The following is an 11,814-nucleotide window of genomic DNA, read 5'->3' on the forward strand; positions in this document are numbered from 1 at the left end:
GGCCAAGGTGCCTTGAAAACCATCGCGCCGGGAGAAATCAAGCATGGCTGGAACGTTTGTCATCGCGCAGGGCGGCGGCCCAACCGCCGTCATCAACCAGACGGTTGTCGGGGCGACGCTGGAGATCCGCAAGCGGCATCCCGGTGCCAAGGTGCTGGGCTCGATCCATGGCGTGCGCGGCATCCGTGACGGCAATTATGTCGACCTTTCCGCCATTCCGGAAGACCGCCTGCGGCTGATTGCCGGCACGCCGAGCGCCGCCCTCGGCTCGACGCGCGACAAGCCCGACGCCACCTATTGCGATGTCATCCTCAACGGCCTGAAGAAGGCCGGCGCCGACGCCTTCATCTATATCGGCGGCAACGACACGTCGGGTACCCAGCAGATCCTGACCGACGCCGCCGGCGGCTCAATTGCCTTTGTTCATGCGCCAAAAACCATCGACAATGATCTCGAGGAAAACGACCACACGCCGGGCTTCATTTCGGCGGCCGAGTTCGTCGCCGGCGCCTTCCTGTCCGTCGATCTCGATTTTCGCGCGCTGCCCGGCATCTATGTCGGCATCGTCATGGGCCGGCATGCGGGCTTCCTGACCGCGGCTGCCGCTGCCTGGCAGCTCGACCCCGACAGCGGCCCTCATCTCGTCTACGTGCCCGAGCGGCCGTTCTCGGCCGCTGGCTTCATCGACGACGTGCGTGCCACGCTCGATCGCCACAAGCGCTGCATCGTCGCCGTTTCGGAAGGCGTCAGCACCGCCGACGGCAAGGCATTGGTCGAAAGCCTGGTGCCGCCGGACAAGCTTGAGCGCGACGCGCATGGCAACGTCAAGCTGTCGGGCAGCGATCTGCCGGCCGCACTCGAGCGCGCGTTGGCGGAAGGCCTGCCGGGCAAACGTGCCCGCGTCGACGCGCTCGGCTACATGCCGCGCGGCTATATCGGCGCTATCAGCGCGGTCGACGCGCAGGAGGCTTTCGATGCCGGCGCTTTCGCCGTCACCGTCGCCGAACAGGGCGGCGGCTCGGTGGCGCTGCAATATGACGGCACCAGAACGGTGCTGAAGAAAGTGCCGCTCAAGAACGTCGCCGGCAAGACCCGCCACATGCCGGACGATTTCATGAAGCCCGACGTCAATCAGCTGTCGGATGCCGGCATGGCCTATCTCAAGCGGCTGGTGCCGGAAAAGTACAAGGTCGGGAAGCCCTTCGTCTGATGCCGGGCTCACACCTGATGCCCGGCTCACTTCGTATACCGGACTCACACTTGATGCCGAGCTGGTTCAGCAGGAGCGTGGTCGACGGCAAGACGACGATGCTGACCGAGCCCTTCGTGCATGCCTATGTTCGGGCCAATATCTGGCATCTGCGCGGACGCGATGCCGACCTGCTCGTCGACACCGGTATGGGCATCTGTCCGCTGGCGCCGCAGATCGAGACGCCGCAGGGCAAGCCGTTGCTGGTCGTTGCCACCCACATCCATCTCGACCACGTCGGCTCGCTGCATGAATTCCCGTTGCGGGCCGGGCCAAGAATGAGCGCGGCCCGGTTCGAGACCATGCATGAGGCCGCGACCTACGCCTACATGTTCCACGACCTCGAGGGTGCCGTCTCGAAACTGCCGGCGCCCGGATGGAAGTCGGCCGACTACAGGATCCCGCCCGCGCCGTTGACGCGAACCCTGGACGAGGGCGATGTCGTCGATCTTGGCGACCGGCAATTTCGCGTGCTGCATTTGCCGGGCCATTCACCGGATTCGATCGCGCTGTTCGACGAGGCCGACGGACTGTTCTTCAGCGGCGATGCCATCTACGACGCCATGCTGATAGACGACCTGCCGGATTCCGACCGGGCCGCCTATATCAGTACGATGCGGCGCCTGTTCGACCTGCCGATCCGTATCGGTCATGGAGGACACGGACCGAGCTTCGACGGCAAGCGCATGCGCGAGATTGCCACGGCCTATCTCGGACGAACCGCCGGTGGCTGAGGCTTCAGCGAGGCAGCAAGGCGCGACCCGACGACTTTGTGACCCTGCCGCCGTGCGGATATTAAATCTTCGTAAGGTCGCCCGAAAACCCTAAATCGGGCCAATCCGCGCCCTAGATGCAAGGCCGTCGATCCGGTTGGCTGCCATGTAGGCGAGACGGGCAATTGCAACCTCGACACGCCGATGACCGATTTCCCGCATGGGAGGCCACGGCGCTGGATCAACTCTCGCCCGGACAAACGACCATGTCAGATATCCTTCGTAGGCATCGCGTCGCGGCCTTGCTGGGCGCTGCGCTGATCATATCCCCCTTCGTCATGTCTTTCGCCCAAAGCGCGGGCAACACCGTTCCGACGACCCAGACACCTGTCGCCGGCATCACAGCGCCCAATGGCTCGTTCGCACCCATCGTGGCCGCCGACAAGCCGGCGGTGGTGACGGTCACCACGGTCATGAAGGCACAGCCTGAAACGATGAGCGATGCCTCTCCTTTCGACGGCGGCTCGCCTTTCGACGACTATTTCCGCCAGTTCTTCGGTGACCAGGGCATGCCGACGCCCAAGACGCCGCCGCAACAGCAACCGCAGCGCGCCGAGGCGCTGGGTTCCGGCTTCATCGTCGCCTCCGACGGCACCATCGTCACCAACAATCACGTCATCGATGGGGCCTCTTCGATCAAGGTGACGCTCGACGACGGCACCGAACTTCCGGCCAAGCTCATCGGCCGCGATGCCAAGAACGATCTCGCCGTGCTGAAGATCAAGTCGGACAAACCCCTGCCGACCGTCAAATGGGGCGATTCCGACAAGCTTATGCCAGGCGACCAGGTGCTGGCCTTCGGCAACCCGTTCGGCATCGGCACCACCGTCACGGCAGGTATCGTCTCGGCGCGCGGCCGTGACCTGCATAGCGGCCCGTTCGACGATTTCATCCAGATCGACGCGCCGATCAACCACGGCAATTCCGGCGGTCCGCTGGTGGATGTCGCCGGCAATGTCGTCGGCATCAACACGGCGATCTATTCGCCCAATGGCGGCAGCGTCGGCGTCGGCTTTGCCATTCCGTCGGACCAGGCCCAGAAGGTGGTGGCAAAGCTGATGAAGGGCGGCTCCATCCAGTACGGCTATCTCGGCGTTCAGATCCAGGAGGTGACACCGGATGTCGCGAGCGCCATCGGGCTCGACCATCCCGGCGGCGCGCTGGTTTCAGAGGTCAATGACGGCTCGCCGGCGGCCAAGGCCGGCATCGAGACGGGCGACGTCATCACCAGCTTTGCCGGGCAGGACGTGAAGGACCCCAAGGACCTGTCGCGGGCGGTCGCCGATGTCGCGCCGGGCGCCACGGAAACGGTCGATGTCTGGCGCAAAGGCAAGCCGATGCGGATTTCCGTCGATGTCGGCCAGAACAGCGCCGATGCGAAGACCGCGTCGCTGGATGACGGGTCCGACACGCCCAGTGCCGGGCGCGCTCCGGCGATAGGGCTCGGCTTGATGGATATAACGCCCGACATTCGCCAGCAGATGAACCTAGCCGGCAAGCAGCACGGCGCGGTGGTTGCCAGCGTCAATCCCGACAAAGCTGCCGCCGCTTCCGGAATACAGGCCGGCGACATCATCGTTGCCGTCAATCAGGTGCCGGTTAAGAACGCCAGGCAGGTAACCCAGGCAATCGCGCAAGCCGGCAAGTCTGGCCGCAAGTCGGTGCTGTTGCTGGTCGAGCGTGGCGACGCTCAGATCTACATCGCGGTGCCTTTTGCCAATGGCTGAGTAATGGCCTTGACGTGAACGGGACCGGCAGGGTTCGTCGGCGACGATCCCCTCCGGCCTCCGCCCGTCAAGATTTTGGTTGCCCGCCACGACATCTTCGAGAACATTGCATCAGGTTGATGTCGGCCCGATGCAGGGAGATTGCCGCGATGGTCACCCGAGGTTTCTCTTCAGGACGGCGCCCGCCAACCGATGACGATGCCCGCATCCCGCCCGGCCAACATCTTGAACAGGGTTTTCCGGTGCTGTCGGCCGGTCCGACGCCGCGCGTGCGCACCGAGGATTGGTCTTTCACGCTGAAACATGGGCCACGCCCGATCAAGAAATGGAATTGGGCCGAGTTCAACGCGCTGCCGTTGACCAAGATGACGCGCGATATCCATTGCGTGACCGCATGGACCAAGTTCGACACGCCGTGGCAGGGCGTGCTGGTCGACGATATCCTTGCCGACGCGGGTGTGGAGCCGCCGACCGGCTTCACGCTGGCGCACGCGTTCGACGGTTACACCACCAATGTGCCGGTCAAGGATCTCACCGCCGGCAAGGCCATGGTCGCGCTGCTCTACGAAGGCAAGCCGATCTCACCGGATCATGGCGGCCCGGCAAGGCTGCTGGTGCCGCATCTCTATTTCTGGAAGTCGGCCAAATGGCTGAACGGCCTGCAATTCACCACGCGCGACGAGCCCGGTTTCTGGGAATTGCGCGGCTACCATATCTATGGCGACCCATGGCGCGAGCAACGCTACACGGACGATCCGTGAGCGATACGGCGGCAGTGCAGTCGCCCTGGCAAACAGCCGGCATCGTCCGCATCGAAAAGCGCACGCCGCGTGTCACCAGCTTCTTTTTTCAGCCGTCTCGGCCCTTCGCCTATCGCGCCGGGCAGCATGTCGACGTCAGGCTGACGGCGCCGGACGGCTATCAGGCGCGCCGCTCCTATTCCATCGCCTCCGCGCCCGAAACGAATGGCGCAATCGAACTGGCGATCGAAAAACTCGACGATGGCGAGGTTTCGCCCTTCTTCCACGAAGTCGCGGCAATTGGCGACGAAATCGAACTGCGCGGGCCGCTTGGCGGGCATTTCGTCTGGCCGAAGGATGAGAGTGGGCCGCTTGTGATGGTCGGCGGCGGTTCGGGCGTCGTGCCCTTGATGTCGATGATCCGCCACCGCGCCGCACGGAATTCAGCGGTGCCCGTCGTCCTGGTCTTTTCGGTCCGGGTCTGGGACGAAGTGATCTTTCGTGACGAGCTGATCGCCCTCGACGAGCGTCAGGACGGCTTCGAGCTGGTGCTGACACTGACCCGCGAAGCCGCACGCCGCCCGGCCGACTATGCGCGGCGGGTGGACGTCGCGATGATGGCGCAAGCCATGGCGCGGCTGCCCGAGCCGCCCGGTCTCGCCTTCGTCTGCGGCTCCAATGCCTTCGTTTCCGCGGCAGCCCAGGCGCTGATCGATGCCGGCGTTGCAGCCGAAATCATCCGCACCGAACGCTACGGAGTTTGAGCGGACGCCGCCTTGCGAGAAAGGTTCGTCGGATTCGCCTTCAGCCGATCGGCAAGAAACCCGCCGACAGCAACTGGAAAGGCAAGGCGCCATAGGCGGCCACCGTGGCCGCGTCGTTCCACTCGCGAAACTGTCGCGATGGTCGCGCCTCGAGCGTCAAGGCAACTCGCGCGCCGTCGAGCGTCACCTTGCCGCGAAAATGCAGCACGCGTTCCCTGCCGGATCGGCTGATAGCCACGGCACGCAGGCGAGCGATATGCTCGCCACCGTCATTGATCTCCATTTCGATGCGGCGCCGGACCGGCGGAACGCCGATCCTGACGGTGATGTCGAGCATCATGTCGCCGGTCGTTTGCGGACAGGCGATGGCCTGCGAAAACACCAGAGGCGCCGATGCGGCTTGCGGCTTGCCCGCGGCCGGTCTCCCGCGCCAGGGTTTGGCGGGCGGCTCCTGCTGCAACCGGCCCTTCTTCCGCTTCAGGCGCAACTGCTTGGCAAGGCCGCGCGACAGCCAGACCAGGCCGCCGAAATCCGTGCGCGGCTTGGCTTGCAGAACCGACGACCAACGCGACAGGCCAGCCCGGTCGGCCATCTCGAAGATTCTGGCCATTGTCCGTTCCGGCACCGGAATGCCGATCTCGAACGCCAGATAGGATAACGCCACCGCCGCTGGAACCGCCAGGCCGCGTCTTCCGACGATGTCGAGGAACATCCCCCAATCGACGTCTTCGGCATGAATGGCGACCGCGCAGTCGACAAGCCAGTCGCTGTGGGTGTGGGCGTCGAGGCCGCCATGGGCGATGGCCAGTGCCATGCGATCGGCCGGCGATGGCACGAAGACCGCGACGCCGCTGAATTGTGCCGGGACCGCCCGTTGCCAGATCGCCAGGTCGTCTTCCGCGCTCGTCTGCGACCCATCATAGCCGAGCTGGTGCAGGTCGATGTCGCCGAAACGGCCCTTGAAGAAGTTCATCGACCGCAGCGACGCCAACCGGGTTCGCAGATATTGCGCGCTGACGCCCGAGGCGATCTGCCAGTCGCGGTCGCGCAAGATGTCGAAGACGGCAGCCATGTCGCGCGGGCGCACCAGTATGTCGATGTCATGCGCCACCCGACCACGCTGCGCCGACGCGTTCAACGCAATGCGGCTGGCGCCCTTGATCAGCATGATGTCGGCGCCGCCGTCGGCCATCGCCTTCAGCGCCGGCTCGGCCTCGCGCATCGCCATGCGCGACTTCGTCCACAGCATCTTCTGCAGGCCGACGAGGCGCGGGTGCGCGGTATGCCCGGCCAGTTTTCTGCCGAACCTGTCGGAGATGGCGGCGAGCAGACGATGTTCTCGAAACGAGACGAGGTCGATGTCGTTCTCGTCGAGCCAGCGCGCGGCGCAGGCAGCGGCTGCGTCCTCATCGGAGAGCAGCGCCGCCTTCAGCAACAGGTCCAACTGGCCGGTGGGCCACGACCAGCCATAGTCCGGGAAGCGGCGGCTGATGCGGCGAACAGGCCTGGCGTTCAACTGGAGCCCGCCTTGTTCTGGGCCCGCCGCTGCATGGCGAGCCTTGCGACCTGGAGATAGCCCCGGTCGCGTGCCGGATCGCGGCCGTAGGAAAGGCTGCCCGGACGGATGCGGCGCAATGCAAGCACGTCGTCGAGCATGGCAAGTACAAAGCCTGCCTCACGAACCCGGGCGATCCAGTCGATCATCTCGCCGCGACCGCCTGGTGGGTCGATGATGGAACCGACGCTCTGCACCACCTCCTGGCGGATCATCATCGTCGTGCGCGACCAGCCCGCTCCACTGGCCGCATCGGGCAAATCGGGGCTGTCGCCGCGAAACGTCCGCCAGTGCGTAAAGACGCCCGCTGTCCCGGGATGACGGCCGAGATAGGCCAGCTGCTGTTCGATCTTGTCCGCCAACCACAAATCGTCGGCATCGAGCGTCGCGATGAGCGGCGTCGAGAGTGCCGCAATGCCACGGGTCGTTGCGCTGCCGGGTCCGGCATTGTCCTGTCGCAGCACCGTCACCGGCAGGTTCATCGCATCGATCACCGCGGCCGTATCATCGGTCGAACCGTCGTCGACCACGACGATGGCCTCCGCCTTTGCCGTCTGGGCCAGAACGGAGTTCAGGGCCGCGCCTATGGTGGCGGCCGCGTTGAAAGCCGGAATGACGACGCCGTAGCCTGCCATCAAAGGAACCGCCACTGCGCGAGATCCTTGAAGTCGAAGATCCCCTCCACCCGGCGCAAGCTGGGATCGGCCTTGCGACGCTTCATCGACTTGTGAATGGCGCGCATGAACTCGCGAAAGGGCACATCGGCTTCCTTGGTCATGTTGCCGGGATGACGCCTGTAATAGAGAGCCACCGTATCGGGCATAACGTATTTTGCCTGGCTCTCAAAGATACGCAACAGATAGTCGGTGTCCTCGGCCTGTTTGAAATCCTCGTCGAAACCACCGGTGCGCTCGATGAGGTCTCGCGCGAAGATCCCGGCGGACAGGTGGATTCCTCGCACGGTGATGGAGTGGCTGTCGGCGGCCGGTTCCAGTGTCTCGCCATCTATCTTGTCTATCAGCGTCATGCGCGAATAGGTCAGCTCGAGGCCAGGATCCTCTTCGAAGCAGGCGAGATCCGCCTTGAAGCGGCCTATCGGGGAGATGTCGTCCGAATCGAGAAACGACACCAGACGCGTCTGCGGCAGCAACTGCTTCAGCCCGGCATTGCGCGCCTTGGTGACCCCGCCATTGATCTGCTGGAAAAGACGAATGCATGGGGCCTCGTCGATCAACGACCGTACGACGGCTGCCGAGCCATCGGTCGACCCGTCGTCGATGACGATGATGTCGAGATCGATGTCTTCGCGCTGCCTGAGCAACGAGCGCAGCGCCAGGCCAACGAATTGTTCGCGATTGTAGACCGGCATGATGACGCTCAGCCTCATCGGCGTCTCCAGCAGCGTTGCGGGCTTGGCTGATCCGAGCCGATTGTGTCGAGCATCATGGCATCCGCCAATCGGCGGGACTCTTCAATTCGAAGATACCCTGGACCTCTCGCCGTGACGGATCGGCCTTGCGCCGCCGCATCGACTTGTGGATTGCACGCAAGTGGTTGCGGACCCTGCCGCTATGTTCCTTGGTGACATTTCCGGCGTGGCGTCGGTAGTAGATCGCGACGGTGTTCGGCAATTCGTAGCGCGGACCGGTTTCGAAGACTCGCAACAGATAATCCGTGTCCTCGGACTGCTCAAAGTCCTCGTCGAAATGGCCGATGCGATCGACAAGCGTTCGACTGAAGAGAGCGGTGCTCAGCGAAATTCCGCGAAGCGTCATGGTACAGCAGTCCGCCTCCGGCTCGAGCTTCTCGTCGTCGATCCGGTCGACCAGCGTCATCAGCGAATAGGTTAGCTCAAGCCCGGAGGTAGCCTCGAAGCGGGCGAGATCGGCCTTGAACCGTCCGGCCAGCGAGATGTCGTCAGAATCCAGGAATGAAACGAACTCCGCATCCGGCGGCAGTTGCCGCAGCCCGGCGTTGCGCGCCCTGGCCACGCCCATGTTCGATTGCTGGAAGAGTCGGATGCAGGGGTTTTCGCGCATCATCGAGCGTACGGCCTCAGCAGAGCCGTCGGTCGAACCGTCGTCGATGACGATGATGTCGAGATCGGCGGCGTCCCGCTGCCGCACCAGCGAGCGCAATGCCGAAACGACATAGCGCTCACGGTTGTAGACGGGCATTATCACGCTCAGTTTCACGAAGCGCCCCGCACAAGAAAGTCCGCAATCGTGCCGGCTATCTCCTGTGGCTGCGTCCCCAGCGACAGACGATAGCACGGCAGCAGGCGGGTCAGGTCGCTGAAGAAGCGAAAGCCGCTCTCCCGCTCGCCCGGCATCTGCGCTATGCCGGACGGCGCCAAGGCAATCATGGCATCCCTGCGCGACACCGGCACGATCGAACTTGCCTCGCCTCCGCCGATATGTGGCACCAGCAGCGCAACGATGTCCAGAGTTTCGGGCACCGGCCGTGGCGCGATGTCGTCAATGTGAAAAGCATGCTTGCCTTGCCAGTTGAGCGGACCGTGCGCCTTCAGCCGGTGCTTCAGCCCAAGTCGCGCGAATCCCTGGGGATCCTGCTTGAGTGTTGAAAACAACGGGCGGGCAGTCACGCCGTTGGAGAGGTCGACCAGCACATAATCGTCGCCGACGCTGTCCAGCCCGTGGAGGAGGCCGGCGGCGACGGTCCCGGATTTCCCGGCGCCGCCCGCGCCGGCCAGCAGTACGCCCCTGCCTTTGGTGCCGAGCGTCCCCGCATGGGCCAGCCGCATGCCACGTGCCGCATATTCCCAATGGAGGAAGGGGCGCAGCGGCGCTCCCGGCTCCCACGGTGGAAAGGCATCGGCCGAGGCCATCAATTGCACGCCAACGCGACGTTGCGGATCATAGAACTGCCAGAAATCCAGGTCATGGAAATGGTTGCCGCGCAATCCGGCTTCCGCCAGCCTGGTGGCGAAGCCATGCTGCGTGAAGGGTCCTTGGCCCCATCTGGCCGGTGCCGCGATGCCGTCAATGCCGGGATGTGCGACGAAGATGCGGCAGATGTCGGCAGGCGCTCGGTTGTCCGGAGCCGTGACAAAGCCATGAGCGAAGGCATCCGCCAACGCGCCGGCACTCACAAGCGCGGTCAACTCCAGATGCGGCAAGCCCACCTTGCAGGTCAGTGGATAATGCGCGGCGCTGCTCTGCGCTTGCGCCAGGACATGACGTGCGTAGTCAGTCAGGTTTTCGAGAGTGACGTTTGGCATGGTCTGCCTGTTCCGGAGCTGTCCGGCAACGAGAGCCTGGCGGGCGCCTCAGTTGGCCTGCTTCACCGCGGGCCAGCCGAGGGGCTCCTCGACCTCGTGGATGGGATCGACGACAATGAGGTCGGCAAGGTCGTCATGGATGTCGACCTTGAGGGGCTCGCCGGCAGCGGCGAGCTGAGCCAGCAATTCGCTGGGAACCGGTCTTGCCACGCCATCGGTTGCGGCCGCCAGCAAACCGAATTCGAGCAATTGTGAAACAAAGCCGTCAATCGCGGCGGCATCGAGGGCGCCAATTCCGGTCGCGGCGCCGACCAGTTCGGAGGCAGGCACGCCGGACGACAGTGCATCCCAAAGCCTGCTGCCTGAATCAGAGAAGCCGAAATATTTACCGGTGGTCAGGTCGAGAACGACGGCTTCGCCATCGAAGGATTCAAAGACGATATCCTTGCTGGCAATGGCATATACGCCGGATTGTCGCATGTTTGCTCCCCGCCGAAGCAGGCCGCGGAGATGATCTTCGGGCCCTACGGTCAACCCCACCGTTGCAGGCGTCTAACCATTTGCAGGGTTTTTGGCAAGATGGCTTAGGCCCGGGCGAGCGCAGCTGCAGGCCGCGCGGGCATGGACAGTCTCTGACCGTGCCTGCCGGTCACGCCTCGATTTCAAGCGCCGAAAGCGGCTTCGAGCAACAGGCGAGGATAAAGCCGTCCTCGATTTCGTGATCGAGGATGCCGCCATTGTGGCTCATCTCGACGTCGCCCGCGACCTTCCTCACCTTGCAGGTGCCGCACAGGCCGAACTCGCAGGCGGCGGGAATCCGCACCCCCGAGGCGCGTGCCGTCTGCAGCACGGTCTGGCCGGCGACGCATTCGGCATCGACATCGGAATGCGAGAACCGGATCGGTGTCACGGCCTCCACGGTGGCAGCGGCGCCGTCGTCCGCCGGCGGCGAGAACGGCGCCGGGATCTCCTCCACGGCAGGCGCGGCAAAGCTTTCCTGATGGTATTTCGCCATGTCGAAGCCGGCTGCGTCCAGCATGCCGCGCACGGCGCGCATGAAAGGATCGGGGCCGCAGCAGAAAATCTCGCGCTCGCGGAAATCGGGCGCCAGCAATGGCAGCCGGATCGCGTCGATGCGGCCCATATGGCCGAACCAGCCCTCGCGGCTCGACCGCTCCTCGATCATGAAGCCGAGCGACAGCCCAGGCATGCGGCTGCCGAGCAGTTCGAGCTCCTTGCGGAAAATGATCTCTTCCGGGCGGCGCGCGCAGTTGACGAAGCCGACATCGGTCCATGGCGCGCAGTCGTTCAGCCAGCGCAGCATCGACATCATCGGCGTCACGCCGGAACCGGCCGAAATGAACAGGTATTTGGCGGCCGGGTGGCTGTGCAGCGAGAAGTCGCCGGTCGGCCCATAGGCCTTGACGTGCGAACCGGGCGTCAGATGGTCGAACATCCAGCGCGTACCGGTGCTGCCCGCCTGCGCCTTGACCGTCACCGCGATCGAGAACGGCCGCGACGGCGAGGACGACAGCGTGTAGGTGCGCATCAGCGGCCCGTCCGATGTCGGCAATTCCAGAGTCACGAACTGCCCCGGTTTGTAGCGAAACCAGGTCTGGTTGTCGGAGCGGAAGGTGAAGGTCTTCACGTCAGGCGCTTCGTCGCTGACGCCGATCACTTCCAGCACCTGCAGCCTGTCGTTCCAGGGCGTCATCTGGTCGAGATGGCGATAGAGGCCAAGGTCCGTCATCGCATTCATCCTCTT

The 11,814-nt window shown here is 64.2% G+C and carries 12 protein-coding genes; 5 read left to right on the forward strand and 7 right to left on the reverse strand.

What is annotated here, in order from left to right; all coding sequences use genetic code 11:
* Window positions 1-43 precede the first annotated feature (43 nt).
* The 5 genes from P3C39_RS13160 (at window position 44) to P3C39_RS13180 (ending at window position 5,253) form a co-directional block, all read left to right on the forward strand.
* Window positions 44-1,210 carry a diphosphate--fructose-6-phosphate 1-phosphotransferase gene (locus tag P3C39_RS13160; protein WP_275953200.1) on the forward strand — a complete coding sequence of 389 codons (1,167 nt, stop codon included), beginning with the start codon at window positions 44-46 and terminating at the stop codon, window positions 1,208-1,210.
* Between the two features lie 53 nt (window positions 1,211-1,263).
* Window positions 1,264-1,983, forward strand: coding sequence for an MBL fold metallo-hydrolase (locus P3C39_RS13165; RefSeq protein ID WP_275953199.1), 720 nt, complete (start codon window positions 1,264-1,266; stop codon window positions 1,981-1,983).
* 245 nt (window positions 1,984-2,228) lie between these two features.
* Entirely contained in the window at window positions 2,229-3,749 is a 1,521-nt protein-coding gene (locus tag P3C39_RS13170; RefSeq protein WP_275953198.1) for a DegQ family serine endoprotease, read from the forward strand.
* Between the two features lie 149 nt (window positions 3,750-3,898).
* Window positions 3,899-4,510 carry a sulfite oxidase-like oxidoreductase gene (locus P3C39_RS13175; protein ID WP_275953197.1) on the forward strand — a complete coding sequence of 204 codons (612 nt, stop codon included), beginning with the start codon at window positions 3,899-3,901 and terminating at the stop codon, window positions 4,508-4,510.
* The gene (locus P3C39_RS13180; RefSeq protein ID WP_013528277.1) at window positions 4,507-5,253 is read left to right on the forward strand and encodes an FAD-binding oxidoreductase; all 747 of its coding nucleotides are present in this window, start codon (window positions 4,507-4,509) and stop codon (window positions 5,251-5,253) included. Before P3C39_RS13175 ends, P3C39_RS13180 begins: the two co-directional genes overlap by 4 nt.
* A 40-nt stretch (window positions 5,254-5,293) precedes the next feature.
* Here the strand turns inward: P3C39_RS13180 and P3C39_RS13185 are convergent, their stop codons facing one another.
* The 7 genes from P3C39_RS13185 to P3C39_RS13215 form a co-directional block, all read right to left on the reverse strand.
* Window positions 5,294-6,769, reverse strand: coding sequence for a nucleotidyltransferase family protein (locus P3C39_RS13185; protein WP_027160997.1), 1,476 nt, complete (start codon window positions 6,767-6,769; stop codon window positions 5,294-5,296).
* A complete protein-coding gene (locus tag P3C39_RS13190) occupies window positions 6,766-7,443 on the reverse strand; it encodes a glycosyltransferase family A protein (RefSeq protein WP_275953196.1) in 678 nt (225 codons plus the stop codon). Before P3C39_RS13190 ends, P3C39_RS13185 begins: the two co-directional genes overlap by 4 nt.
* Entirely contained in the window at window positions 7,443-8,195 is a 753-nt protein-coding gene (locus P3C39_RS13195) for a glycosyltransferase family A protein (protein WP_275953195.1), read from the reverse strand. The genes P3C39_RS13190 and P3C39_RS13195 overlap by 1 nt, the downstream gene beginning before the upstream one ends.
* 55 nt (window positions 8,196-8,250) lie before the next feature.
* Window positions 8,251-9,003, reverse strand: a complete 753-nt coding sequence (locus tag P3C39_RS13200) for a glycosyltransferase family A protein (protein WP_027160995.1) — start codon at window positions 9,001-9,003, stop codon at window positions 8,251-8,253.
* Window positions 9,000-10,049 (reverse strand): serine kinase, encoded by a 1,050-nt coding sequence (locus P3C39_RS13205; protein ID WP_224675065.1) that lies wholly within the window; start codon window positions 10,047-10,049, stop codon window positions 9,000-9,002. Before P3C39_RS13205 ends, P3C39_RS13200 begins: the two co-directional genes overlap by 4 nt.
* A 48-nt stretch (window positions 10,050-10,097) precedes the next feature.
* A complete protein-coding gene (locus P3C39_RS13210; RefSeq protein WP_013528271.1) occupies window positions 10,098-10,529 on the reverse strand; it encodes a PqqD family protein in 432 nt (143 codons plus the stop codon).
* A gap of 169 nt (window positions 10,530-10,698) precedes the next feature.
* Complete coding sequence (locus tag P3C39_RS13215) at window positions 10,699-11,799, reverse strand: hybrid-cluster NAD(P)-dependent oxidoreductase (protein ID WP_275953194.1); 1,101 nt, start codon at window positions 11,797-11,799, stop codon at window positions 10,699-10,701.
* Window positions 11,800-11,814 lie beyond the last annotated feature (15 nt).

Origin of the sequence: Mesorhizobium sp. XAP4 (assembly GCF_029269325.1) — a bacterium.
Lineage (GTDB): Bacteria > Pseudomonadota > Alphaproteobacteria > Rhizobiales > Rhizobiaceae > Mesorhizobium > Mesorhizobium ciceri.

Excerpts from the sequence above, each read along its gene's own strand:
- P3C39_RS13165 (WP_275953199.1), top strand. The coding sequence starts at position 1,264 with ATGCCGAGCTGGTTCAGCAGGAGCGTGGTCGACGGCAAGACGACGATG.
- P3C39_RS13190 (WP_275953196.1), bottom strand. The coding sequence starts at position 7,443 with ATGGCAGGCTACGGCGTCGTCATTCCGGCTTTCAACGCGGCCGCCACC.
- P3C39_RS13170 (WP_275953198.1), top strand. The coding sequence starts at position 2,229 with ATGTCAGATATCCTTCGTAGGCATCGCGTCGCGGCCTTGCTGGGCGCT.
- P3C39_RS13215 (WP_275953194.1), bottom strand. The coding sequence starts at position 11,799 with ATGACGGACCTTGGCCTCTATCGCCATCTCGACCAGATGACGCCCTGG.
- P3C39_RS13205 (WP_224675065.1), bottom strand. The coding sequence starts at position 10,049 with ATGCCAAACGTCACTCTCGAAAACCTGACTGACTACGCACGTCATGTC.
- P3C39_RS13160 (WP_275953200.1), top strand. The coding sequence starts at position 44 with ATGGCTGGAACGTTTGTCATCGCGCAGGGCGGCGGCCCAACCGCCGTC.
- P3C39_RS13195 (WP_275953195.1), bottom strand. The coding sequence starts at position 8,195 with ATGAGGCTGAGCGTCATCATGCCGGTCTACAATCGCGAACAATTCGTT.
- P3C39_RS13175 (WP_275953197.1), top strand. The coding sequence starts at position 3,899 with ATGGTCACCCGAGGTTTCTCTTCAGGACGGCGCCCGCCAACCGATGAC.
- P3C39_RS13210 (WP_013528271.1), bottom strand. The coding sequence starts at position 10,529 with ATGCGACAATCCGGCGTATATGCCATTGCCAGCAAGGATATCGTCTTT.